General features: G+C 72.4%; 20 protein-coding genes. 7 read left to right on the top strand and 13 right to left on the bottom strand.

Annotated elements, in window-relative coordinates:
* Window positions 1–13 precede the first annotated feature (13 nt).
* On the bottom strand, window positions 14–310 hold the full coding sequence (locus VFG42_RS12725; protein ID WP_324908947.1) for a metal-sulfur cluster assembly factor: 297 nt from the start codon (window positions 308–310) through the stop codon (window positions 14–16).
* 71 nt (window positions 311–381) lie between these two features.
* On the opposite strand from VFG42_RS12725, the gene VFG42_RS12720 reads away from it, so the two are divergent.
* Genes VFG42_RS12720 through VFG42_RS12710 form a run of 3 tightly spaced genes read left to right on the top strand, consistent with a single transcriptional unit; the run spans window position 382 to window position 2,099 of the window.
* A complete protein-coding gene (locus VFG42_RS12720; RefSeq protein WP_324908945.1) occupies window positions 382–669 on the top strand; it encodes an STAS domain-containing protein in 288 nt (95 codons plus the stop codon).
* 39 nt (window positions 670–708) lie between these two features.
* Window positions 709–1,179: an FxsA family protein gene (locus VFG42_RS12715; protein ID WP_324908943.1), complete on the top strand. Its 471-nt coding sequence runs from the start codon at window positions 709–711 to the stop codon at window positions 1,177–1,179.
* A gap of 11 nt (window positions 1,180–1,190) precedes the next feature.
* Window positions 1,191–2,099, top strand: a complete 909-nt coding sequence (locus tag VFG42_RS12710; RefSeq protein WP_324908941.1) for a hypothetical protein — start codon at window positions 1,191–1,193, stop codon at window positions 2,097–2,099.
* Window positions 2,100–2,173: 74 nt separating this feature from the next.
* On the opposite strand, the gene VFG42_RS12705 is transcribed toward VFG42_RS12710, so the two are convergent.
* The 8 genes from VFG42_RS12705 to VFG42_RS12670 all read right to left on the bottom strand — a co-directional run bounded on the left by VFG42_RS12705 (window position 2,174) and on the right by VFG42_RS12670 (window position 11,881).
* A complete protein-coding gene (locus VFG42_RS12705; RefSeq protein WP_324908939.1) occupies window positions 2,174–2,590 on the bottom strand; it encodes a hypothetical protein in 417 nt (138 codons plus the stop codon).
* A 599-nt stretch (window positions 2,591–3,189) separates the two neighbouring features.
* Complete coding sequence (locus VFG42_RS12700) at window positions 3,190–5,298, bottom strand: hypothetical protein (RefSeq protein ID WP_324908937.1); 2,109 nt, start codon at window positions 5,296–5,298, stop codon at window positions 3,190–3,192.
* A gap of 9 nt (window positions 5,299–5,307) precedes the next feature.
* Window positions 5,308–6,510 carry a sigma-70 family RNA polymerase sigma factor gene (locus VFG42_RS12695; RefSeq protein ID WP_324908935.1) on the bottom strand — a complete coding sequence of 401 codons (1,203 nt, stop codon included), beginning with the start codon at window positions 6,508–6,510 and terminating at the stop codon, window positions 5,308–5,310.
* Between the two features lie 454 nt (window positions 6,511–6,964).
* Window positions 6,965–7,648, bottom strand: a complete 684-nt coding sequence (locus tag VFG42_RS12690) for a hypothetical protein (RefSeq protein WP_324908933.1) — start codon at window positions 7,646–7,648, stop codon at window positions 6,965–6,967.
* Window positions 7,645–8,637, bottom strand: a complete 993-nt coding sequence (locus VFG42_RS12685; RefSeq protein WP_324908931.1) for a hypothetical protein — start codon at window positions 8,635–8,637, stop codon at window positions 7,645–7,647. Before VFG42_RS12685 ends, VFG42_RS12690 begins: the two co-directional genes overlap by 4 nt.
* A gap of 77 nt (window positions 8,638–8,714) precedes the next feature.
* Window positions 8,715–9,683, bottom strand: coding sequence for a hypothetical protein (locus VFG42_RS12680; protein WP_324908929.1), 969 nt, complete (start codon window positions 9,681–9,683; stop codon window positions 8,715–8,717).
* 162 nt (window positions 9,684–9,845) lie between these two features.
* The gene (locus tag VFG42_RS12675) at window positions 9,846–10,478 is read right to left on the bottom strand and encodes a TetR/AcrR family transcriptional regulator (protein ID WP_324908927.1); all 633 of its coding nucleotides are present in this window, start codon (window positions 10,476–10,478) and stop codon (window positions 9,846–9,848) included.
* Window positions 10,475–11,881 (bottom strand): flavin-containing monooxygenase, encoded by a 1,407-nt coding sequence (locus VFG42_RS12670; protein ID WP_324908925.1) that lies wholly within the window; start codon window positions 11,879–11,881, stop codon window positions 10,475–10,477. Before VFG42_RS12670 ends, VFG42_RS12675 begins: the two co-directional genes overlap by 4 nt.
* 107 nt (window positions 11,882–11,988) lie before the next feature.
* Between VFG42_RS12670 and VFG42_RS12665 the strand changes: the two genes are divergently transcribed.
* Window positions 11,989–13,326 carry a hypothetical protein gene (locus VFG42_RS12665; protein WP_324908923.1) on the top strand — a complete coding sequence of 446 codons (1,338 nt, stop codon included), beginning with the start codon at window positions 11,989–11,991 and terminating at the stop codon, window positions 13,324–13,326.
* On the opposite strand, the gene VFG42_RS12660 is transcribed toward VFG42_RS12665, so the two are convergent.
* The 4 genes from VFG42_RS12660 to gltB all read right to left on the bottom strand — a co-directional run bounded on the left by VFG42_RS12660 (window position 13,310) and on the right by gltB (window position 22,052).
* Window positions 13,310–14,809: a flavin monoamine oxidase family protein gene (locus tag VFG42_RS12660; protein WP_324908921.1), complete on the bottom strand. Its 1,500-nt coding sequence runs from the start codon at window positions 14,807–14,809 to the stop codon at window positions 13,310–13,312. The genes VFG42_RS12665 and VFG42_RS12660 overlap by 17 nt on opposite strands.
* Window positions 14,810–14,848: 39 nt before the next feature.
* Window positions 14,849–15,790, bottom strand: coding sequence for a fibronectin type III domain-containing protein (locus tag VFG42_RS12655; protein WP_324908919.1), 942 nt, complete (start codon window positions 15,788–15,790; stop codon window positions 14,849–14,851).
* 129 nt (window positions 15,791–15,919) lie between these two features.
* Window positions 15,920–17,473, bottom strand: coding sequence for a glutamate synthase subunit beta (locus VFG42_RS12650; protein ID WP_324908917.1), 1,554 nt, complete (start codon window positions 17,471–17,473; stop codon window positions 15,920–15,922).
* A gap of 55 nt (window positions 17,474–17,528) precedes the next feature.
* Complete coding sequence (gene gltB / locus VFG42_RS12645) at window positions 17,529–22,052, bottom strand: glutamate synthase large subunit (protein WP_324908915.1); 4,524 nt, start codon at window positions 22,050–22,052, stop codon at window positions 17,529–17,531.
* Between the two features lie 525 nt (window positions 22,053–22,577).
* Between gltB and VFG42_RS12640 the strand changes: the two genes are divergently transcribed.
* From VFG42_RS12640 to VFG42_RS12630, 3 genes are read left to right on the top strand one after another with little or no spacing between them, the layout of a single operon-like run.
* Window positions 22,578–23,018, top strand: a complete 441-nt coding sequence (locus VFG42_RS12640) for an ATP-binding protein (RefSeq protein WP_324908913.1) — start codon at window positions 22,578–22,580, stop codon at window positions 23,016–23,018.
* Window positions 23,015–23,398: a hypothetical protein gene (locus VFG42_RS12635; protein ID WP_324908911.1), complete on the top strand. Its 384-nt coding sequence runs from the start codon at window positions 23,015–23,017 to the stop codon at window positions 23,396–23,398. Before VFG42_RS12640 ends, VFG42_RS12635 begins: the two co-directional genes overlap by 4 nt.
* 40 nt (window positions 23,399–23,438) lie before the next feature.
* Window positions 23,439–23,807 (top strand): STAS domain-containing protein, encoded by a 369-nt coding sequence (locus VFG42_RS12630; RefSeq protein WP_324908909.1) that lies wholly within the window; start codon window positions 23,439–23,441, stop codon window positions 23,805–23,807.
* The last annotated feature ends 63 nt before the right edge of the window (window positions 23,808–23,870 follow it).

Raw genomic sequence — 23,870 nt, 5'->3', positions numbered from 1 at the left:
GAAGAAGCCGGGCCTAGTAGCCCAGCGCGAACTTCGCGTCCTCGGACATCCTGTCCGGCGTCCACGGCGGGGTGAACGTCATCGTGGACTCGACGGAGCTCACGCCGTCGAGCTCGGTCACGAACTCCTCGATCTGCTCGGAGACCTGCGGTCCGATGGGGCAGCCGGGAGAGGTCAGCGAGAACGTGACGTGGACGTCGCCGCCCGAGACCTCGATCCCGTAGATGAGGCCCAATTCGACGAAATCCAACCCGAGCTCCGGGTCGATGACGTTGGTAAGTGCGGCTTCGACATCCTCGAGGGAGGGCATAGCCCTTGAGTCTAGCCCCGCAGGTTGGGTAGGTTCCGCGGGCCATCGTCTCGTTCAGCGAACACCCCCCGGTGATCCGCTGTGCGGGCGACGAGGATCGGTCCACCCAGAGCCTGCGGCGCCCCGCTTTGTCGCGCGCGCTGCACGCCGGGGAGACGGTGCTCGTCGACCTGCACGAGCTGGTCTTCGCCGACCCATCCTTGATGGTGGATCTGGCGATGGTCGCGCGCCGTCTGCGGCAGTGCGAGAGCCGCCTGCACATCCGCGGCGCCCAGCCGCAGATCCAGCGCCTGATCGAGCTCGTCGGCCTGCACCGGCTGCCGAACGTCGTGCTGGACCCCGCGCCGCAGCCGGCCTGAGCGGCCCGCCGGGCCCGACCGCGTAGCCTTCGGGCCCGGATGCCCTTCCTGCTCCTGCTGATCTTCTTCGTCGGCGTCCCGATCCTCGAGATTTACGTGATCATCCAGGTCGGCGAGGCGATCGGCGCGCTCTGGACGATCGTGCTGCTCATCGCCGACTCGATCCTCGGCACGATGCTCATGCGGTCGCAGGGCCGCGCGGTGTGGCGGCGGTTCCAGCAGACGCTCGCCGAGGGCCGTGTGCCCGGCCGCGAGGTCCTCGACGGCGTGCTCGTGATCTTCGGCGGCGCGTTCCTGGCGACGCCGGGCTTCTGCAGCGACGCCGTCGGCGCCCTCCTGCTGCTGCCGCCGACCCGCGCGCTGGTCCGACGCCTGATCGTCCGACGGTTCGGCTTCGGCATGTTCGGGGCGATCCCGGGCGTGCGCGTGCGCGGGGGCGCGCGGGAGCCCCATCCGGGGGCGGACGTCGAGGGCACCGCGACCGAGATCGATCCCAGGAGGCTTCCTTGACCGTTGTTGGTGTGGAGCACGAGGCTCCGCGCGACCTGACGCCCGGCCAGAGCGACGCGGTGACGCTCGCGTTCTCCGACATGGAGGCCGACGTCTGCGGCGTGGCCCGGATCGGTCGCGCGCTGGACGGCGACGGCGACGTGGTCACCAGCGGCCTGGCGATCCTCTTCGCGGGCGGCGCCCCGGTGTCGGTGCGCGCCGAGGGCGGCGTGCCCGCCGGCGAGGGCGTCGGCTGGGGCGAGGCGGAGGCCGCGGGCGTCTGGACCGAGATCGTCGATCCGCTGCGCGCCTGGCGCTTCCACTACGAGGACGAGGAGGGCTCGCACGCCTTCCTGCTCGACGTCGAGGCCGTGAGCGTCCCCGCGGCGCTGAGCGCCGACGCCCCCGCGGGCAAGCTGGGCGGCATGGAGGGCTACGACCAGCTCGTCAAGGTCACGGGCACGGTCACGATCGACGGCACGCGCCGGACGTTCTCGGGCCGCGGCCAGCGCGGCCACTCGTGGGGCGCGCCGGACTGGGGCAAGCTCGCGCTGGCGCGCACGGTCGGCGTCTGGCTGGAGGGCGACGCGGGCGTGACGATGACCGCCGTCCGCGGCGCGAAGGCCGCGTCGCACGCCGACGAGGCGATCCACGCGGTGCTGCTGGGCCGCGACGGCGAGACCGGCGAGGCGACGAGCCTCCTCGTCGCCGACCCGCGCATCTCCACCACCTACGACAGCGAGGGCCGCCAGCGCCACACCGGCCTGGAGCTCTACGAGACCGACGAGGCGCCCTACGCCCGCCGCGCCGCCGGCGAGGTCGCCTGCGGCACCACGCTCGACCTCGGCCGCCTACGCCTGGACTGCGCGTTCTTCACCTGGCGCATGGAGGGCCGCAGCGGCGTGGGCCGCTACGACATCCTGCGCCGAACGGAGGACTGAGGCCGCCGCGCCGGGGCGCGGCGCGGTGCCGGGCGCGCGGCGCGCGGCGCGCCTGTGCCGCGAGCGGCGAGCCGCTAGTTGTCGGAGCCGAGGCGGTCCCAGAGGTAGAGCTCGACGCACTCCTGCGCCAGCTCCATCGACCGCTCGCGCGAGAGGCGCGGAAGGACGGTCTCCAGCGCCTGCTCCTCGGCGACGCCGGCGTCGAACGCCTCCTCGCCGCGGAAGCCGGCGGCGATCTTCAACGCCTCGCGACGGTTCTCGCCGAGCGTCGGGAAGACGTTCATGAGGAAGTCGCGATTGGCGATCGGCTGCCCGACCTCCAGCGACGCGTGCCAGGCGGCGAGCATCGACAGGTCGTGCTCGTCGAGGTCCGCGACGGCCTTCGCGTAGTGCGTGTCCAGCTCGCGCTCGGGGATCTCGTCCACCCACGCGCGAACGAGCTCGCCCAGCAGCTGCCGCCGGGCCTCTCGGCCGACGGACTCTGCGATCACGCGAATAGCGTCGTGGGGTTCGATGAAGCAGAGGGCCATGGGAGCTCCCGGCGCTCGAGGACTGGACGGCGCCAAGGTAGACCCCCCACCGGACGGCAAACCCCTTGTGTTCGCTGGCCTCCGGGAAGTTCCTGCACTTTGCGTGAAACGCTTGCAGCGGGTCTGACTGCGAAGCACCCGTCCCCGCAGTGTTCGGGGGCGAAGGACCGATCGCTGAGCAGGCCTGCCGGGTCGCGGCGGGACCGTTTTCGGCCGCGCGCGGCGGTGCGCGCGCGCTGGCCGAAGGCCGGGTTCGAGCACGCTTGCGACGCCCCAGATTCCCCCCGCCCGCCCTGCCGCGCCCGCCTCGCCTCGCGACGGGGGCGGGGCGGGTCGAGGCGCGGCGAGGCGCGGCGAGGCCGCGATCGGGGTGCGGCCACGGTCGGGTGCGGCCACGGTCCGGGCTCGGCCATGGTCCACCAATGGTCGACCCACAGCCGAGCCACGGCCGAGCGCCGGAGGCGACCCGCCGGCGCCAACGGCGGTCAGGAGGGGACCAACGGCAAGCACGGGTGCCGCGCGGCGACGCCCGTGCTGCGGATGGGTCGGCAGTGCGGGTCCTACGGCCCGACGGTCACCCTCACGGCGTTAGAGGCCACGGGCTGGAACGGGTAGTCCAGCTGGCCCTTGCTCACCTGGACGCGCAAGGCGTAGGTGATCCGGCGAGTCGAGCGCGTGAACCGGTAGGCGTAGGAGAACGTGCCCTTCCTGTTGGTCTTGATCTGGGCGAAGGGCCGCCAGCGATGGTGGTCGCGCCACTGGACGGTCAGCGTCACGCCGCGGCGCGGGACGTGCCCGCCGAGCAGGCGGCCGCGCAGCGTCAGCGCCCGGCCGTTGCGCAGCGTCCGGTGATTGCCACGCAAGCGCACGCGGCCGTTGACGGCGACCTTCAGCGTGGCGGTCGCGCGGGCGATCGGATCGTCGTCGTACATGCGGTAGCCCACGGAGATCGACCGCCCGGCGCCGGCGGCCAGCCGGATCGTCGCGTGCCCCGCGTCGTCGGTGGCGACGTCGGACGCGACCGCCGCGCCCGCGCCGACGCGCGTGAAGACGTCCAGGTGCGCGGCCTGGATCGGCTTGCCGTTGTTGGTGCACGTGAGCTGGAGCTGGACGGCCGCCGCCTTCCCGTACCCGAGCTTCACCTTGCCGCCGGCGACGTGCTCGAATCGCAGCGTGGCCTTGTCCTGCGGGCAGCCGGTGTCCCCCACCACCTTGCCGCGCAGCTCATGGCCGGCCGCGGCGGGCGGCGGCACGACCGGCAGCAGCGGCGGGGCGGGCGCCGCCGGCGCGGGGCTGTCGTCGCCCGGCGTCGGCGTGGTCGTGTTCTTGGTGGGCGGCGTCGCGTCGCCGCCGGAACCGCTGCTGGGCCGGGCGACGACCCCGCTGGGCGCCGTCGCGGCCATCACGGTGTCGGCCGGGTTGGTGGCGGTGACCAGGAGCCGCAGCCGATGCCCGACGTCCGCCGCCGTGGGCGTGTACTCGAGCCCCGTCGCAGCCGGGATCGTCGCGCACGACGCCAGCGCCCCGTTCGCGTCGCACTGCGCCCACGCGCGAGCGATGTGCAGGCTCGGACCGGTCCACGTGCCGTCGTCCAACGCCTCGATCGCCGAGCCGACGAGCGGGTTGGCGTAGACCGAGTTGTCGCGGAACGCGGAGACCTGCTCGTTGACCGGCGGGTGGTTGGCGACCAGGCGCTCGTCGCTCCAGAGGGTGGTCTCGTGCTGCGCCGCGTCGACGACCTTGTAGGTCAGGATGTGCTTGCCGTCCGCGATCTGGGTGGTGTCGAGCGTCTCGTCGGCAGCGACGGTGAGTGGACACGGTCGAGGGCGCGAGAAGACCCAGGCGCCGTTCTCAAGCCCGGACGGGCGGCACCGGCCACCCAACTCATCAACAACGTGGTCGACCTCCGACAGCACGCCGTCCACATAGAGGCGCAAGCGGGCCAAACCACCGCCGGAATCCGACGCAGAGTACGTGAGGTGCTCGAACCCCGCGACCTTGAGGTTGGTGGTCAAGCTGCCACTCGTGGCGCCTCCAACGGGTGGAGTGCGGTCCGCGAGTAGAAGGTGTGGTTCGTAGAGCGCCGACCAGCCGACACTTCCCGCACACGCAGGGCCGGTTTGGTCGCAGATGATGCGCCAGGTCACCGCCTGCGTATCGAGACCCGACCACGTGATGGAACGCGCGCTCGACTCGCTGACGCTCCCGTTGAAGTTCAGAAAGATCCCACCGGCCTTGTTGATGAGCTGGATCACTCCATGTCCGCCGGAAGCGGCAGGGTCCGAAAGCCCCGCATAGGACGCGCTGATGCCCGTGATACTCGTGCCGGACGGAGCCGTATAGGTCCAGCCGGTCCCCTCGCCGGGAGAGACCGGGCCGGTAGGGAACATGTCGCTCTGCAGCCGAGCACCGCTCGATGCGCCGCAGGTGGGATGCGAGAAGACACCGGAGTCAGCCAGCGTTGAGAAGGCCTTCCAGCCGCCCGAAGCGTCGACGGTGTCGTCAGCTGTCACGCAGCTGCGATGGACGTACGCCCCCTCCCCGAAGGGGTCCGCCTTCGATGTCGCCGGGTGCGTCAGCGAAAGCGTCAAGGCGGCGCCCAGCGCCGCCAGCGCCGCGTAGGGGGCTGGGTTGAAGAGATGCAATGTCGGGTCCTTTCCGATGGGCATGGGTCGGGCTCAGGGCTGGGGCGAGAACTCGCCGTGGGAGGTGTCGGGGCGGGTGGGGTGCGGCAGTTGGCGCGGCGTCGCGCTCGGCGTGGGCGTCGGGTTCGCGCTGCGCGTGATCGGCGTCGGCGTCGGCGTCCGCGGCGACGTGGTCGTCTGCGGGACGACGGGCACGGGCGCGCCGGCGGGCGCGAACTCCGTGCTCTTCGCCTTGCGCCGCGCGACGACGCGATGGCGGCGGGTCGGGGTCGCGCGCCGTGTCCCGGAGGCCGGCGCGGATCCCGACACCGACGCCGTCCGCGCCGCGATCGGCACCGCCGGCATCGTCGCCGTGCCGCGCGCCGCCGCCGCACGGGCCGCGGTCGTCGGCACCGCGTGCCGCGCCGGCGCGTGCTTGGGCCGCGCCTGCTCCTGGGCCATCACGAACCCGCCGCCCGCCGTGGCGGCCGCGCCGGTCGCGAGGAGGGCCGCGAGCTTCGTGCCGCTGACCGCCGTCATCGAGGCGTCGCCGCCGGGCAGCACACGCTCGGCGAGCGCGCCGAGACGGCCGAGGAGGCTCACGAGGCCGAGCGGCAGCATCGCGGTCAGCGGCCGGCGGTGCAGCGCCTTCAGCCGCCCCCGGCAGGACGGGCAGTTGCGCAGGTGCGGGCGCGCGTCGGTGATCTGCTCGGCGGTCGCCTCGCCGCGGGCCATCGCGGTCAGCACGGGCTGCCAGCGCTCGCACTCGGCCCCCGACTCGATGCCCTCGTAGCGGGCGAAGAAGCTCTTGCGACCCTCGGTCAGCGACCGGTTCACCTTGGTCTGGCTGTAGCCGGTGGCCTCGCCGATCTCGACGTAGGAGTGCCCGAGCGCCTTGAGCCACATCGCGCGCAGCTCCTGCGGCTTGAGCCGCCGCAGCGCCTCGGCGGCGCTGCGCGTCCGCTCCGCGCCGACGACGCGCTCCTCGGGCGTCGGATCGTGGGCCGACGCGTGGCGGTCGAGGTCGAGGTCCTCGTAGGCCACCGACGCGGACCGGCCACGCCGGACCTCCATCGCCTCGTGCTTGACGACGACATGCAGCCACTTGTGGGCGGACTCCGGGTCGAGCGTCCGCGCCCGGCGCAGGAAGATCTCCATGCCGCGCTGGTAGGCGTCGTAGGCGTCGTCGGCGCAGAGGCTGTGTCGACGCGCGGTGCGCATCAGCGACTCGGCCTGCGTGGCGACGGTGCGGACCACGAGTTCATGTGCTTGGTCGTCGGTGAGCCTGATCCGAGCGTCGTGCTCGGGCGGCGCGAGGTTCTCCATCGGGTCCCGGTCCGTCGGGTGTGGGTGGGTCGTGGTCCTTAGGGCACGCCGCTCGCGTTCTCGCCCCCTCCCATCGATGAGGGGTCCGAACGAGAACATCCGCGCATCGGTGAGCGACGCCATTCGATATCGCGACACCACCGGAACGGCACGAGCACCACGGCCCGTCCACGAACCACCCGCGTCCGGCCCAGGACGAGGCGCACCTCCGGGCTCGTGACGAACGCCACCAAGAAGCTCGGAGTTTGCGACTTAATCAGCTTCTGCTCAGTGAGCGATTCCCCATAGCGGCCCGACCGGCGCGACTCGGCCGTCCGTCCACCGCGCGCGCCGGAAGTGGGGATGCCCTCCCCGCGCCGGCCTGGCCGGCCCGCGGAACGCGCGCCTAGGCCGTCGCGCAGTCGCCGTGCGCGCGCACGAGCTGCGCGGCCAGCGCGTCGCGGTTCAGCCGCGGCGGCGAGTTGTCGGTCGCGACGCCGGGCGCCGCCAGCGAGGCCAGCACGGACTTCACGCCCGTGTAGGCGCGGTAGGCGTCCTCGTCGGGCACGAAGCCCAGCCGCGCGGAGAAGCTCGACCGGAACGACGCGGGCACGCCACCGCCCGCGGCCACCACGATCGCCGTCGGATGCCCCGACGGGTACAGGTCGCTGCCCGCGTCGCAGGCCTGCGCCTTCAGCGCGGCGTCGCCGAGCACGACCGTCGAGATCCCCGCCGAGTTCAGCAGGAACACCGCGGGCTTGACCGCGTCGTCGCCCAGCGCGGTGACGACCGCCGACGCCTGCGTGTCCTGCAGCGATGTGCGCGCGTTGTTCAGCGCGTCCTTGGTCGCGGCCGCCGGATCGTCGGAGACCTGGCGCCCGGCGAAGTTGATGCGGAACACGCCCGCGTGGCCCTGGGCCTCGGCCAACGCGAGCTTCGCGCCCGCCGCGACCTGGCGGTAGTCCTTCGCGGTGGAGTTGACCCACAGCGAGACGGTCGGCGCCGTCGTCGGGTTCTGGGTCTTGGCGGACCCGCAGCCGGCGAGCGCGACCGCCGCGACGGCCACCGCCCCGACGAGCGCCCGTCTCAAAGCCCCAGCGCCCGCGCGATCCGCTCGCGCTCGTCGGGGTCGATCTCGGCTTGGGACCCGGCGCGGTAGCGCTCGTCACCGTCGCCCGCGGCGGGCGCCGACCAGTTGAAGAACGCGAGGTCCAGCGCCTCGACCGGCACGTCCACCCCGTGCGCCAGCTCGCGCTGGCGCCGCTGCAGGAGCACGGGATCGCCGATGCCCAGCAGGCGCTTGGCGGCGATGCCGACCGGGTCGGTGGCCGTCGCGGCGCTCAGGTGCAGCGTCCACGGGTCCAGCTCGACGAGCCCGAGGTGGTGCGCCAGGACGAGGAACTCCATCCGCTGCGACCGGCCGAAGCCCGGCAGCCCCAGCCGCTCGAACGCGCGGTCGTAGCGGTGCTGCAGCGTCCAGGACTCCTCGCCGGCCAGCGCGGTGATCTGCCCGCCCAGGCGCTGCGCCCAGGCGCGGTAGGCGACCAGCGCGGCGTCGCCCCGTCGCGCGTCGTAGGCGTTGCGGGGCCCGGCCTGCACGCCTTCCAGCGACGGGATCTCGCCCGACGCCCACGACGTGCGCACCGCGGACACGCCGGCCCACGGGTCGTCGCCGGCCAGCGGCGACAGGAACGCGATCAGGAAGGTCAGCCACGCGGCCTCCTCGCGATCGTCGGCCGACGCGACCTCGGCGTACAGCCCGGGAGGCGCCTCGGACAGCTCGCGCACCCGCGCGGCGCTGAAGGCCAGCTCGTCGGCCAGGCGGCCGGCGTCGACGCTGGAGCGCAGGCCCGGCACGAGGTCGTGCTCGTAGCCGTCGTCGGCCGCCCGCGCCATCCGGCGCACGGTCATCCCCGACGAGGCCGACTTGCGCGGCGCCCGCGTGCGCCCGCCGCTCGCGCTCTCGGCGCGCGACGGCCGCCGCTCCACCGAGCGCGACGGCGACGACGACACGCGATCCTTCTTGGAGCAGATCGGGCAGTTCTCGACGAGCCGGTTGTGACGGCAGAAGGTGGGCACGGAGCCAGTCTACGAACAGCGAAGGGCGCCCGTGGCACGGGCGCCCTTCGGAAACGCGTCAGATGGCGTCAGCGCGACTACGCGTGGCAGGTCGCCGACTGGCGCTTCTGCACGACGGTGTAGCCCTTGCGCTTCGTGTTGTCCACGTTGATCAGGCCCGCGTCGAAGTCGTTGGACTCCGGCGCGCCGTTGAACTGGTAGATGTACAGGCGCGTGATCTGCTTGTACTTCTTCGGCATGGAGAACATGCACTTCAGCGCCGTGGCGGCCTTGGTCTCGGCCGCGGCCTCGGAGCCGCCGGCGTAGACGCCGCGCAGGCGCAGCTGGCCACCGGTCTCGGTCAGCCAGATCTGAGCCTTCTTGTCGTCGATCGTCTTGATCAGGCGCGACGTCCGCGAGTACGAGCCGCGGTTGGTGTCGCTGTAGTTGTGGATGCCCCAGTACTTGGGGTGGCCCTTGACGTACTTCTTGAACTTGCGCAGGTAGCTGACCGCGCCGCCGACGTTCGAGCCGTCGAGGATGTCGATCGCCGTGACCTTGCGGCCGGAGAAGACCTTCGAGGCGGCCGCGTAGTACTGGGCCACGAGCTTGGGCCCGGTCGCCGACTTGCAGATCTTCGAGGGCTGGCCCTCCATGCGGCCCTTGGCCTGGCAGACGTTGACCTCGTTCCACGGCGTGACGTCGAACGACTTGCCGTACTTCTTCTTGAACGAGGTCAAGGCCTTGGTGTAGGCCGCGACGCTCGGCGCCTTGTTGTAGCCCGACGACGTCCGCGCGTGCTCGAACGAGATCAGGATCGTCTGATGGGCGGCCTTGGCGGCCTTCAGCCACGCCTCGAAGTCGGCGCGCTGGGCCGGCTCGCTCGTGACGTCATACGGGGCGATGTAGCGCGCGACCTTCAACTTCAGCGGCGCGAAGAGGGGGTTGGTGAACGTGCTCGCCTGCTGGTCCGAAACGCCGACGGTGGCGGATGCGGAGGCGCTCGCGGGAACGACGAGCGCGGTCAGGGCGGTGACGATCAGACAGCTGCGAACGAGACGTCGCATGGGGATGCGGAGTGCTCCTTGTCGGCGTCGGGGACGGGGTCTCGGTGCGTTGCGTCGCGCCCCGGCACGATCGGCGGTGGGGCACTAGAGAACCAAGACAGCGTAGCCGTCTCGGAAGTTGCGGTGCGTCGTCCGCGCAAGAGGCGTTGCGCGGACGCTCGGTCACGCCGCGGCCCGCAGGCCCGCGATGAACAGCCCGGAGATGAAGTCGGTGGCCCGCGCGGGGTCCGGGTCGTCGCTCTCCAGCATCCGCGCGCCGACCTCGAAGGCCGCGCCGACCATCGACGCGGCCATGTACTCGACGTCGTGGTCGGGGATCAGCCCGGCGGCGACGCCGGCGCGCAGGTCGTCGGCCAGCTCCTCGACGCCCGCGACCAGCGACGGCTCCTGGAACAGCGCCCGGATCGTGCCCGCGTTGCGGGCCAGCAGCTCGCTGGTCTGCCGGTCCTCCAGCAGGAAGTCGAAGTAGGCGGCGAAGCCGTCGCGGACGAACGCCTCCAGCGTCGCGCCCTCCCGGCGGGCGGCCTGGACGCGCACGCGGGCCTCCCCCGCGGTCTCGTCCAGGAGCGCGGTCAGCACCGACTCCTTGTCGGGGAAGTAGTTGTAGAACGTGCCGGTGGCCAGGTCGGTGCGCCGGACGATGTCCCGCACGGTCGCCGCGCCGTAGCCGATGTCGGCGAAGACCTCGCGCGCGGCCCCCAGGATCGCGGCGCGGTTGGCGGCCTTGGTGCGCTCGCGCTTGCCGGCGGCGGCGCCGGAGGTGCCGGCGGACGGCTCGGAGACGACGTCGCTCACGCCGCCACCGCCGCGCCCCCGGCCGAGCGCGGGGCGTCCTTGGCACGATGCGGGACCGGCAGCGCGAACCCGGCCGCCCGCGCGCGCTCGGCGCCGGCCTTGCGCTCCTTGTCCAGGTGCCAGAGGTAGTCCTCGAAGTCGACCTGGATCGTGTGGCGCTTGGAGGCGACGTAGCGCTTGTGCATCGCCTGCTGGTCGGCGCGGATGTCGGCGGTCAGCGCGGCGGGCGCGGGCAGCGCGTAGCGGCCGCGCAGGTACTCGGCCAGCCAGACGCCCTGGGCCTCGGCCAGCGGCATCACGGAGCCGAGCGGCTGCAGCAGCCCGACGAACCCGAGGTCGGGGAACTTGGGGTGGAAGACGCGGCGGAACAGCTCGATGTGGTTGTCGGGGGCCGCGATGAAGTCCTCGCCGAAGAACGGGAACGAGATCTTGTAGCCCGTGCAGTACACCACCACGTCGACCGGCTCGCGCGTGCCGTCGGCGAAGACCACGTGGTCGCCGTCCAAGGCCTTGATGTTGGGCTTGGGCCGGACGCGGCCGTGCTGGATGCGGTCCAGGATGCGGCCGGAGACCGTCGGGTGGGCCTCGCCGAACTCGTGGTCGGGCTTGGGCAGCCCGTACTTGGTGATGTCGCCCGTGTGCAGGCGGATCAGCTTCTCGACGACCTTCTGGCGGACCTTGAACGGGACGCGCGGATCGTTCTTGAAGTGGTCGGTCGGACGGCCGAAGAGGTACTTGGGGACGATCCAGGCGCCGCGGCGCGCGGCCAGGTAGGTGCTGTCGGCGACGTAGGAGGACTCGACCGCGATGTCCATCGCCGAGTTGCCCATGCCGAGCACGACCACGTTCTTGCCCTCGAAGATCGAGGAGTCGACGTACTCGTGGGCGTGCAGCTGCGTGCCCGCGAACGTGTCGGAGCCGGGGAAGGCGGGCTCGGGCCAGCGCGCGTCCCAGTGGTGGCCGTTGGCGACCAGGACGACGTCGTACTCGCGGGCCTCGCCGTCGCCGAAGGTGACGGTGTAGACGCCGTCGCCCCCGCGCGAGACGTTCTCGACGCGCGTGTCGAACAGGATCTTGTCGCGGAACCCGAAGTGGTCGACGTAGGACTCGAAGTAGGCCGCGATCTGGGTGTGGTGCGGGTAGTCGGGGTAGTCGGCCGGCATCGGGAAGTCCGAGTAGGCCATGCGGTCGCGCGACGTGTTGATGTGCAGGTCGCGGTAGGCGGCCGACATCCCGTTGGTGTTGCCGAAGACCCAGTTGCCGCCGACGCGATCCGACGCCTCGACGCAGTCGAACGGGATCCCGGCCTGGTGCAGGGCCTTGGCGGCGGCGATGCCGGACGACCCGGCGCCGATCAGGCAGACGGTGGGCAGCGGCGCGGAGGCGGCAGCGGCGGCGGACATGGACGCAGCGTCCCAGAAGATGACGGGGGCGTCAAGTTTGTTCTGACATGGTGTCGAGCCGGCGGCGCGCCTGTCACCTCGCGTGCGGCAGGATCGTTGCGAGGTCGATGACGTCCCGCCCGCTTGCTCTCACCGTCGCCGTGCTGCTGATCGGCGCGTTGCCCACCGCCGTCAACGCGCGCGGCTGGTCGGCGCTCCAGCCGCTCACGCCACACGCCCAGGACAACGACCTCGCGGGCCTGGCGATGGACGACCACGACCGCGCGTCGGTCCTGCTCAGCCACCGCTCGGCCGACCACTTCACGCTGCTGCTGCGCACCACCGGCGCCGACGGGCGGCTCGGGCCGGCCCGGACGATCGAGACCACGCACAACGGCACCTACGGCGGCGAGCTGTTCGCCGGGGCCGGGCGCGACCTCGTCGCCGGCTTCCTCGAGATCGCCGGCGGCGCGCGGCGGCCGATCGTCCGGATCGGCCCGGCGCTGGCCGACCGCCAGGTGCTGTCGACCGGACGGCGCTCCGCGCAGGCGATGGCGATCGCCGCCGACCGCGCGGGCGACGCGGTCGTCGCGTTCACCCAGTACGCCGACGACGTGCCGCTGGTCGCGGGCGCGCGGATCTGGGTGTCGTACCGCCCGGCCGGCGGCCGCTTCGGGCCGGCGCGAGCCGTGGGCGCCGGCACGTTCGCGGCCCCGAAGGCGGCCATCGACCGCGACGGCACCGCGACCGTCGCCTGGGGCGACAAGGACGGCGTGCACGTCGTGCAGGGCGCGGGCGACGCCTGGGGCCCCGCGCAGGTCGTCGCCGGCTCGGCCGCGCGCGGCACCATGCCCATCTCGCTGGGCATCGGCGCGGGCGGCGGCCACGTGGCGCTCGCGTGGCTGCGCGACGAAGGGCTCGGGACGATGTCGGCGATGGCCACCCAGCAGGCCACCGCCGGCGCGCCGTTCGGGCCCGCCGCGACGTTGGCCGCGGGCGCGGATGGCACCGTCCGCGGTGCGGTCCTGGGCTCCACCGCCGTGACCGTGGACGACGACCACGCCTATGTCGCCTGGATCCAGGGCACGCCGCACACGCGCGACCACGACAGCGTGCGCTTCGCGGTCGGCGCCCCGACCGGGGTCTGGACGAGCCCGATCGTGCGCGAGGTCCCCGGTCCGGCGCACCCCGACGCGCTGACGCTCACCGCGCCGCTGCCCGGGCGCCCGCCGCTGCTGGGGATCACGACGTCGATGGGCGGCGGCAAGATGGCGGCGGCGACCGCGACCGTGCGGTCCACCGGCGGTCTCGCCCCCACCCGCGCGGTCCCCGGGGCGACGAGCGTCGGCTACGGCACGCGGATCGCGCAGGGCCCCCACGGCGCGGTGCTGGCCTACGTGAGCCGCCCCGGCCCGCGGGCCGGCTACCACCGCGGGCAGGTCATGCTGGTCAGGAGCGCCGGCTGAGCCTGGCGTCGACCTCGCGCGCCGCCCGCTCCCCCGCGCGCACCGCGCCGTCCATGTAGCCGAGCCAGTAGTCGGAGGTCTCGGTGCCCGCGAAGTGGATCCGGCCGTGGGCGGCGCGCAGCTGGGCGCCGTGCTTGGACAGCACGCCCGGCGCGAAGTGGCCGACCGGGCAGCCGCGGGTCCACCGCTCGGTCGTCCAGTCCTTCTCCAGGTACTCGGTCGGCGTGCGGGCGCGCTCGTCGGCGGTGAAGCGGACGAAGTCCTCCAGGACCTGGGCGCGGCGCGTGGCGGGGTCGAGCGCCGCCCACTCGCCGTGGCGCTTGCCGCCGATGAAGCTGAAGAAGACGCCGACGCTGCCGTCGGGCGGCGAGTTGTCGTAGGGGACGCGGGCCAGGCCCGTGTCGCTGACGCCCTGGCCGGACAGCCCGGCCTCGCGCCAGAACGGCGTCGGGTAGACGGCCTCGACCTTCGTCAGCGAGCCGGGGGTCATCGCCTTCAGCAGCGCCTTCTTGGCCGCCGGGAGCCCGGGCGCGTAGGCGATGCGCGCGGCGAGCACCGGCGGGACCGCGACCACCACGCGCCGGGCGACGACCGTCGGGCCGCCGTCGGTCGTGACGGTCACGGCGCCGTCGTGCTCGCGGATCTTCGCGACGGGCGCCTGGAGGATCACGCGATCGCCGAGCTTGGCGGCGACCTTCTCGGCGATGACGACCGAGCCGCCGACGATCCGCCGCTCCTGCGCGCCGCCGCCGGTGGCGATGAGGCGCGCGAAGCTTCCGGGCGTCTTGGCGTTCCCGGCCGCGGCGACGTACTGGGCGACGTAGAGCAGGCTCAGCTCTCCGGGGTCGGCGCCCCAGATCGCCTCGCAGACCGCGTCGAGGATCGTCAGCGCGGTCGGCGTGAGGCTCTTGGTGGCCAGGTACTGCGCCAGCGTCTGGCCGTCGTACCTGCGCGCCTTGGCGTGCTTCCACGGCGCGGCGACGCCGACCTCCTTGCCGATCGCGTCGACCGTCAGCAGCGCGCCCAGGCCCGCCTGGATCTCGGGATCGTTCGGGATGCCGGTCGACGCCGGGTACAGCGTCCGCTGCCCGCGCGCGATGAAGACGTTGGAGCCCGTGTTGTAGACGGGGAACGTCCCGACGTCCATCGCCTTGGCCAGCGCGAGGATCCGGTCCTGCGTGGGGCCGACGAACTCGCCGCCGACCTCGGCGATCGCCTTGCCGTCGGCGATCGAGGCGTTCTGCGTGCGACCGCCGACGCGGTCGCGGGCCTCCAGCACGATGACCCGGTGGCCGTGCGCGGTGAGCGCGCGGGCGGCGGCGAGGCCGGAGAACCCGGCGCCGATGACGACGACGTCGGCCTTCTTGCGCTTGCGCGCGGCCGCGAAGGCGGCGGACGTCAGCGGTGCCTCGGCCGCGGCGAGCGCGGCGGCCGAGGCACCGGCCTGGAGCAGACGACGGCGGGTGAGCGGCGCGAGGGACATCGAGCGACCCTAACGCCGGCCCTCCGCCGCGTCGAGCGCCTACTTCTTGGTGGTCTTGACCTTCACGGCCTTGGAGGCCTTGCTCTGCTTGCCCGCCTTGTTGACGGCGACGACCTTCACCTCGTAGCGGGTGCCCGCCTTGAGGCCCGAGATGGTGGCCTTGCCGGTCTTCTTGTTCACCTTGGCGGTCACGGCCTTGAACGTGCCGGTGCCGGCGACGCGGACGTAGACGCGGATCGTGGCGCCCTTGGGCGCCTTGGGCAGCGCGAGCGTCGCGCCGTGCGCGCCGACGCCGGAGACCTTGGGGGCCTGGGGCGCCGCGGCCGGCTTGCCGCCGACGAGCCAGTCGTTCTTGATGCCGTCCTTGTCGGGATCGGCGGCCGGCTTGGTGGGCGTGGTCGGCGCCGGGGCGGGGGCCGGAGCGGGCGCCGGGGCCGGCGTGGGCGTGGGCGTGGGCGTCACGACGACCGGCACCACCGCGGGCGGGACCGGGAAGCGCTGGGCGTCGGCGAACGTCGTCGCGATCCCGCCGCCGGGGCCGTTGCCCGTGCAGCTGTCGGCCTCGATGTCGTCGCTGAAGACCGACTTGGCGTCGAAGGACGCCGGGAGCTCGGAGACCGGGACCTTCCAGGTGTAGCTCGAGCCGTCGTCGGCGAAGTCGGGCCAGCCGACGTCGGCCAGCGGCTCGGTGTCGGGGTTGGTGACCACCTGGCACGTGGTCGTGCTGCCGGTGATCTTCGCGGCGCCCGCGCCGCCGTGCCCGACCGTGGCCGCGAACGTCGTGACGCCGGAGCCGGCCTCCGCGACGAGCACCGCGGAGGCGTCCGTGCCGCCGGCCGGCGGGGTGACCGTGAACGAGACGACGTCGCCGTTCTGGACGATCGTCAGCGGGCCGGTGGTGACGGTCGCGGAGGCGACGGGCGCCGCCACGGCGAGGACGGCGAGACCAGAGGCCAGCGCCGCGGGGAACTTGTACGACATGTAGTTAGACCTGCTCCAACGGATCGGGACGAGCGGGATCCCGCTCGCTGTCCTACCGTTGTTCGGCCAGAACGCCGCCGATCTTAAGCGGGCGGGTGCGCCGGAGCACGGCGCACCCCAACCTCCGTCTTAGCGCTCCTCGACCGTCAGCGCGCCGTCCGCGTGCGACGGTGGGCCCTCGGGTCCCTCGTCGGCGTCGTGGACGTTGCCGGCGAGGACGGGCTCGTGCTCGGCGGCGCCGAGCGTGTGCAGGTAGCGGTCGGCCATGCGCGCGGCCTGGCGGCCCTCGTTGATCGCCCAGACGATCAGCGACTGACCGCGGCGGGCGTCGCCGGCGGCGAAGACGCCGCGGACGCTCGTCTCGTAGGTCGAGGCCTTGATGTTGCCGCGCGGGTCGAGGTCCAGCCCGAGCTGCTCGACGATGCCCTCGTGCTCGGGGTGCAGGAAGCCCATCGCCAACAGCACCAGGTCGGCCTGCATCTCGCCGTCGGTGCCCTCGACGGGCGCGAACGGCGGCGCGGCGCCGGCCTGGGCGTAGTGCAGCGAGCCCACGCGGCCCTCGGAGCCCTCGAAGCGCGTCGTGACGATCGAGTAGTCCTGCTCGCCCTTGCCGATCGCCGTCGCCTCTTCCATGGCGTAGGACAACCGGAACTTCGTCGGCCACAGCGGCCACGGCGTGCGGTCGTCCGGACGCGACTGCGGCGGCTCGGGCAGCAGCTCCAGCTGGGTGACGCTCAGCGCGCCCTCGCGGATCGAGTGCCCGACGCAGTCGGCGCCCGTGTCGCCGCCGCCGATGACGACGACGTGCTTGCCGGCGGCGGTGATCTCGCGGGCCTCCGGCGGCGCCGTCGTGGGCTCCGGGCCCAGCTCGACGGCGATCGCGCGGTTGCGCACGTACAGGTAGTCCATCGCCGGATGGATGCCGTCCAGCTCGCGGCCCGGGACCGGCAGGTCGCGCGGCACGCGCGAGCCGATCGTCAACACCACCGTGTCGAACTCCGCGCGGAGCTGCTCGGCGGTGATGTCGCGACCGACGTCGACGCCGCAGCGGACCTCGACACCCTCGGCGCGGAGCTGGTCGAGTCGCCGCTCGACGACCCACTTCTCGATCTTGAAGTCCGGGACGCCGAAGCGCACCAGGCCGCCGCCCGCCTCGTCGCGCTCGAAGAGCACGACGCGATGGCCGGCGCGGCGCAGCTGCTGCGCGGCCGCCATGCCCGCGGGTCCGGCGCCGACGACGGCGGCGCTGAGCCCCGTCTCGACGGCCGGCGGCTGCGGCACGACCCAGCCCTCGTCCCATGCGCGGTTGATGATGGAGTTCTCGATCTGCTTGATCGTGACCGCGTCGCCCTCGCGGATCTCCAGCACGCACGCGGCCTCGCACGGCGCCGGGCACAGACGGCCCGTGAACTCCGGGAAGTTGTTGGTGGCGTGCAGCTGCTTGATCGCGTCCGGCCAGCGCTCGCGGTAGACGAGGTCGTTCCAGTCCGGGATCAGGTTCCCGAGCGGGCAGCCGTTGTGGCAGAACGGCACGCCGCACTCCATGCAGCGCGCGCCCTGGGCCGACAGCTCGCTGTCGGGCCGCTGGACGACGAACTCCTGGAAGTCGCCGACGCGCTCCTGCGCATCCCGGTACGGGATGCCCGAGCGCTCGATCTTGAGGAAGCCTCCGAGCTCACCCATGACTAGGCGCCCCGCTTGACGTCGAAGTGGCTGGTGGTGGCGAAGGGCATGGCCGTCATGCGGCGACTCCTTCGGTCGCAGCGGCCGCGGCGGCCTGCTCGGCCAGCACCCGCTTGTAGTCGGACGGGAAGACCTTCACGAACTTGGCCCGGGCGGCGTCCCAGTCGGCGAGCAGCGCGGCGCCGACCGTCGAGCCGGTGCGGTCCACGTGCTCCTGGACCAGCGCGCGCACGTCGGCGCTGTCCTCGTCGGTCAGCTCCTCGAGCTGATCCAAGATGGTGGGGTTGACCCGCGAGCGGAAGGCGCCGTCGGCGTCCAACACGTAGGCGAACCCGCCCGACATGCCGGCCGCGAAGTTGCGGCCGGTCTCGCCGAGGACGACGACGCGCCCGCCGGTCATGTACTCGCAGCCGTGGTCGCCCACGCCCTCGATGACGGCGCTGGCGCCCGAGTTGCGGACCGCGAAGCGCTCGCCCGCCAGGCCGCGGAAGAACGCCTTGCCGCTCGTGGCGCCGTAGAGCACCGTGTTGCCGACGATGACGTTCTCCTCGGCGGCGAACGTGACGCCCTCGGGCGGCGTGACGACGACCGTGCCGCCGGACAGGCCCTTGCCCGTGTAGTCGTTGGCGTCGCCGTGCAGCGTGAACGTGACGCCCGGCGCCAGCCAGCCGCCGAACGACTGCCCGGCCGAGCCCGTCAGCGCGACGTCGACCGACCCGGCCGCCAGGCCCTCGCGGCCGTGCAGCTCGGCGATCCGCGACGACAGCATGCCGCCGACGCAGCGGTTGACGTTGCGCACCGGCACGGAGATCGACACGTGCTGGTCGCCGCCCTCGACGACCGGCCGCGCCTTCTCCAGCAGGATGTGGTCCAGGGCGTCGTCGAGCACCGGCGGAGGCGGCTGCGTCCGGTGGCGCGGCTTGGACTCGTCCACGTCGCGCGGGAACGTCAGCAGGTGCGTCAGGTCGATCCCGCGCGCCTTCCAGTGGTCGATCGCGTCGTCGGCCTCCAGGAGGTCGACGCGCCCGATCAGCTCGTCCATCGTGGCGACGCCGAGCGACGCCATGATCGCCCGCAGCTCCTCGGCCACGAAGAAGAAGAAGTTGACGACGTGCTCGGGCGTGCCCTGGAAGCGCTTGCGCAGCTCCGGGTCCTGCGTCGCGATGCCCACCGGGCAGGTGTTGAGGTGGCAGGCGCGCATCATGATGCAGCCCGTCGCGATCAGCGGGGCGGTCGAGAAGCCGAACTCGTCGGCGCCGAGCATCGCGGCGATCGCCACGTCGCGGCCGGTCTTCAGCTGGCCGTCGGTCTGCACGACGATGCGCGAGCGCAGGTCGTTCTTCAGCAGCGTCTGCTGGGTCTCGGCCAGGCCGATCTCCCACGGGGAGCCGGCGGACACGATCGACGACAGCGGCGACGCGCCGGTGCCGCCGTCGTGGCCGGCGATGACCACGTGGTCGGCGTTGGCCTTCGCGACGCCCGCGGCGACCGTGCCGACGCCGACCTCGGAGACGAGCTTCACCGACACCTGCGCGCGCGGGTTGGCGCAGCGCAGGTCGTAGATGAGCTGCTTGAGGTCCTCGATCGAGTAGATGTCGTGGTGCGGCGGCGGCGAGATCAGGCCCACGCCCGGCGTCGTGTGGCGGACCGACCCGATGTACTCGTCGACCTTGTGGCCGGGCAGCTGGCCGCCCTCGCCGGGCTTGGCGCCCTGGGCCATCTTGATCTGCAGCTGGTCGGCGTTGACCAGGTAGTGGATCGTCACGCCGAAGCGGCCCGACGCCACCTGCTTGATCGCCGAGCGGCGCAGGTCGCCGTTCTCGTCGCGCGAGAAGCGCCGCGGGTCCTCGCCGCCCTCGCCCGTGTTCGAGCGCCCGCCGAGGCGGTTCATGGCGATCGCGAGGTTCTCGTGGGCCTCGGTGGAGATCGACCCCAGCGACATCGCGCCGGTCGCGAAGCGCTTGACGATCTCCTTGGCCGGCTCGACCTGGTCCAGCGGGATCGCCTGCTGGTCGGTGCGGAGCTTCAGAAGACCACGCAGCGTCGCCTTGCGCGCCGCGTGCTCGTTGACCATCTTGGAGTACTCGTCGTACTTGTCCTGCGCGGAGCCGTTGGTGTCCCGGACGGCGTGCTGCAGCGCCGCGATCGTCTCCGGGTTCCACATGTGGTGCTCGCCGTCGCGGCGCCACGCGTAGACGCCGCCGACCGGCAGCAGCTCCGCACCGGCGTCCGGCCTGCCGTAGCCGCGCTCGTGGCGGTCCAGCGCCTCCTGGGCCAGCTGCTCCAGGTTGACGCCGCCGATGCGCGACGCGGTGCCGCAGAAGTGGCGGTCGATGACCGACCTCTCCAGGCCGACGGCCTCGAAGATCTGCGCGCCGCAGTAGGACTGGATCGTCGAGATCCCCATCTTGGAGATCGTCTTCAGCAGGCCCTTGCCGATCGCCTTGACGACGGCGCGCTCGGCCTCGTCGGCGGAGTCGACGCCGGGCACGCGGCGCTCGGCGACGAGCTGGTCGACGGTCTCGAACGCCAGGTACGGGTTGATCGCGCTGGCGCCGTAGCCGATCAGCGTCGCGAAGTGATGGACCTCGCGCGGCTCGCCGGACTCCAGGACCAGGCCGGTCTGCAGGCGCGTGCCCTCGCGGACCAGGTGGTGGTGGACGGCGGCGACGGCCAGCAGCGAGGGGATCGGCGCGCGGCGGCGGCCGATGCCGCGGTCGCTGAGGATCAGGACGTTGACGCCGGAGGCGACCGCGTCGTGGGCCTCGTCGCAGATCTCGGCCAGGCGGCGGTGCAGGCCCTCGGCCCCGTCCTGGACCGCCCAGGTGATGTCGATCGTGTGCGCCTTGAACCACGGGTGCTCGAGGTTGCGCAGCGTCTCCAGCTCGGCGTTGCGCAGGATCGGCTGGCTCATGACCAGCTGGCGCGCGTGCTCGGGCGTCTCGTCGAGCAGGTTGCCCTCGGCGCCGACGCCGGTGCCCAGCGACATGACGATCGACTCGCGGATCGGGTCGATCGGCGGGTTGGTCACCTGCGCGAACAGCTGCTTGAAGTAGGAGAACAGCGCGGGACGCTGGTCGGACAGGACCGCGAGCGCGTTGTCGTTGCCCATCGAGCCCAGCGGCTCCTCGCCGGCCTTCGACATCGGCGCCAGCAGGACGCGGAGGTCCTCCTGCGAGTAGCCGAAGGCGAGCTGGAGGTCGCGCAGCGGCTGGGCCAGCTCCAGGCCGTCCTTGGGCGGGAGGTCGTCGAAGCGGACGACGTTCTCCTCGAACCAGCGGCCGTAGGGCTGCTGCGTGGCGACCTGCTCCTTGACCTCGGAGTCGTCCACGATCCGGCCGGCCTGAAGGTCGACGAGGAAGAGCTTGCCCGGCGCGAGGCGGCCGAGGCGGACGACCTCGTGCGGCTCGACCGGCAGCATGCCGGTCTCGGAGCCGAGCATGACGTAGCCGTCCTTGGTCTCCACCCAGCGGCCGGGGCGCAGGCCGTTGCGGTCCAGCGTCGCGCCGACCACGGAGCCGTCCGTGAAGCAGACCGACGCCGGCCCGTCCCACGGCTCCATGAGACAGGAGTGGAACGCGTAGAAGCCCTTCAGATGATCCGGCAGGTCGTCGCGGTCGGCGTAGGCCTCCGGGATCATCATCATCGCCGCGTGCGGCAGCGAGCGGCCGCCGAGCATCAGCAGCTCGAGGACGTTGTCGAACGTCGCCGAGTCCGACCCGCCGGGGCGCACGATCGGCATGACCTTCTGGAGGTCGAGGCCGAACAGCTCGGACGCCAGCTGCGACTCGCGCGCGCGCATCCAGTTCGCGTTGCCCATCAGCGTGTTGATCTCGCCGTTGTGGGCGATGACGCGGAACGGGTGCGCGAGGTCCCAGGACGGGAACGTGTTGGTGGAGAAGCGCGAGTGGACCAGCGCCAGCGCGGAGGCGAAGCGCTCGTCCTTGAGGTCCGGGTAGAAGTTCCGGAGCTGATGTGAGATCAGCATGCCCTTGTAGACGCACGTGCGCGAGGAGAACGAGGGCGCGTAGAAGTCCGGGCCGGCCGCCAGCTCGACGATCCGGCGGATGACGTACAGCTTGCGCTCGAAGCGGTCCTGGTCGTCGGCGAAGCCCTCGCCGGCGCCGATGAACAGCTGCTTGATGTGGGGTCGCGACTGGTTGGCGGTGTCGCCCACGTGGTCGGTGTCGACCGGGACGTCGCGCCAGCCGAGCAGCTCCTGGCCCTCGATGCGGACGTTGAGCTCGATGAGCTCCTCGATCTTGCGGCGCTGCGCCTCGTCGCGCGGCAGGAAGCAGACGGCGACGCCGTATCGGCCCAGCGGCGGCAGCTCGAAGTCGACCGTCTCGCGGAAGAACGCGTCGGGCAGCTGGACGAGGATGCCCGCGCCGTCGCCGGTGCGGATGTCCGCGCCTTCGGCGCCGCGGTGCTCGAGGTTGTCGAGCGCGGTCAGCGCGCGGTGGATGACGCCGTGATCGGGCTGGTTGTCCAGCCGCGCGATCATCGCGACGCCGCACGCGTCGTGCTCGTAGCGGGGGTCGTACAGGCCGTCGGCCTGAGGCAAAGCAGAGATCGTCATGAGGTGTCCCGTGGCGGCCCGGGGGCACGGAGAAGGAAGCGGCAGAGTAGCAGTCGTGCGCCGGATTGGACAGTCGTACGTGATCGCATACAGCCGGATCGGACGAGGTCGGACACCCAGGCACAGCAGGGACTTCGTCTGCCTGCGAACCGGATTCCGGCGTGCGGACGAGGGCCTGTTTGACCCCTAGGCCGCCGGGCATACCGAGGCTCGCGGGACCCATTCCTCCCGCCTCATATCGCGTCACGGACAGCGCCGAATCCCTGCCTCGGCGCGATGCGATGACCTCCCCCACACGCGTCGAGCCGTCCCTTCGGGGCGGCTCGATGTGCTTCTACCGCTCGACGCGGCCGCGTCCGAGCCGTCCCTTCGGGGCGGCTCGATGTGCGTTCGGGACTCAAGAAGATGTTCGGACGGGGCCAGGGACTATGCTCCACCACCCTTCGCACTCGCCGGTGCGAAGGTTCGCGAATAGGACTTCGACCGGGTGGGCATATGCCAGCCGATGAGAACCCCGGGGCTGGGATGCCTCGGTACGACCGCCACCAGGAGCCTGCGACGCCCGACTTCGAGCTGACCCTTCCGGCCCGCGCCGAGAACGTGGCCGTCGTACGCCATGCCTTCGGGGGGCTGGGTGACGCCCTCGACGTGCCCGATCACGCCCTCGCCGACGTCAAGCTCGCGGTGACCGAGGCGTGCACCAATGTGGTGGTTCACGCCTATCCCGACGGCGACGGCCCGATGAGCGTCAGCGCGGGCCTGACCGACGGCGCGCTCACCGTGATCGTCAGCGACGAGGGTCGCGGCATCCTGCCGCGCCCCGACAGCCCGGGCCTCGGCCTCGGCCTGCCGCTGATCGCGACGCTGGCCTCTTCGCTGGAGCTGGGGACCAACGACCGCGAGGAGACCGAGGTCCGGATGGTCTTCGAGCTGGACCACGCCCCGACCGGGGAACCGGCGGTATGAGCCCGGACACCGGAACGGTGAACGAGGCGACCCTCACGGTTCGCCGCCCTGAGCTGCTGGGCCCGGTGCTCGGCCGCGTGGTGGGAATGCTCGCCGCGCGCGCCCAGTGCCCGATCGACCGGCTTGACGACGCGCTTCTGCTGACCGATGCGGTCGCGGCCCACGCCCCGGGCCACACGGCGGACGGCCGGGTCACCATCCACGTCCACGCCGAGCCCGCGGGCCTGTCGCTGCGGATCGGTCCCCTTCCGGACTCCGGAGGTGACGCGCTGGTGCAGGCGGCGTCCCTGCCGGGGGTCGGCAACGTCTTCGAGCGCGTCGCGTCCGACGTGCGCACCGACGGGACCGAGCTGTTGCTGCGCCTCGCGTTCCGCGAATGACCGAACGACGTGGGACCCGATTCGTCACACTGAGGAAGAGATGCCACCCGAATTCGCATTGAGCCAGGACGCCGTCGATGGGGCCACCCAGGTGGTCGCGGTGCGCGGCGAGATCGACCTGTTCACGGCGCCCGAGCTGAAGACGGCGCTGGGAGAGGCGATCGAGGGCGGCAAAACCCGGATCGTCGTCGATCTGGAGGAGACGACGTTCCTGGACTCGACCGCGCTCGGCGTCCTGATCGGCACCGTCAAGCGCCTCCGCTCCCGCGACGGGCGCCTGACGATCGTCAACGTCGATCAGAACATCGCCAAGACCTTCGAGATCACCGGGCTGGACCAGATCTTCACGATCCGCGCGTCGCGGGACGAGGCGCTGGCGGCCCTGGACGAGGAAGAGGCGTCGGCGTAAGCCCGCCCAGAGGGCGGGTTACGCCCGCGGGTGTTCGCCCAGAGGGCGAAACCCGCCCCCTGG

This window comes from Baekduia sp., assembly GCF_035685985.1.
GTDB lineage: Bacteria > Actinomycetota > Thermoleophilia > Solirubrobacterales > Solirubrobacteraceae > Baekduia.
The sequence above is the reverse complement of the archived record's forward strand: the minus strand, read 5'-3'. Positions and strand labels throughout refer to the sequence as shown.

Bases quoted from the DNA above. Each gene is read 5' to 3' on its own strand.
- VFG42_RS12725 (WP_324908947.1), bottom strand. From the start codon at position 310: ATGCCCTCCCTCGAGGATGTCGAAGCCGCACTTACCAACGTCATCGAC.
- VFG42_RS12715 (WP_324908943.1), top strand. From the start codon at position 709: ATGCCCTTCCTGCTCCTGCTGATCTTCTTCGTCGGCGTCCCGATCCTC.
- VFG42_RS12700 (WP_324908937.1), bottom strand. From the start codon at position 5,298: ATGCCCATCGGAAAGGACCCGACATTGCATCTCTTCAACCCAGCCCCC.
- VFG42_RS12680 (WP_324908929.1), bottom strand. From the start codon at position 9,683: ATGCGACGTCTCGTTCGCAGCTGTCTGATCGTCACCGCCCTGACCGCG.
- VFG42_RS12670 (WP_324908925.1), bottom strand. From the start codon at position 11,881: ATGTCCGCCGCCGCTGCCGCCTCCGCGCCGCTGCCCACCGTCTGCCTG.
- VFG42_RS12665 (WP_324908923.1), top strand. From the start codon at position 11,989: ATGACGTCCCGCCCGCTTGCTCTCACCGTCGCCGTGCTGCTGATCGGC.
- VFG42_RS12660 (WP_324908921.1), bottom strand. From the start codon at position 14,809: ATGTCCCTCGCGCCGCTCACCCGCCGTCGTCTGCTCCAGGCCGGTGCC.
- VFG42_RS12655 (WP_324908919.1), bottom strand. From the start codon at position 15,790: ATGTCGTACAAGTTCCCCGCGGCGCTGGCCTCTGGTCTCGCCGTCCTC.
- VFG42_RS12650 (WP_324908917.1), bottom strand. From the start codon at position 17,473: ATGGGTGAGCTCGGAGGCTTCCTCAAGATCGAGCGCTCGGGCATCCCG.
- gltB (WP_324908915.1), bottom strand. From the start codon at position 22,052: ATGACGATCTCTGCTTTGCCTCAGGCCGACGGCCTGTACGACCCCCGC.
- VFG42_RS12640 (WP_324908913.1), top strand. From the start codon at position 22,578: ATGCCTCGGTACGACCGCCACCAGGAGCCTGCGACGCCCGACTTCGAG.
- VFG42_RS12635 (WP_324908911.1), top strand. From the start codon at position 23,015: ATGAGCCCGGACACCGGAACGGTGAACGAGGCGACCCTCACGGTTCGC.
- VFG42_RS12630 (WP_324908909.1), top strand. From the start codon at position 23,439: ATGCCACCCGAATTCGCATTGAGCCAGGACGCCGTCGATGGGGCCACC.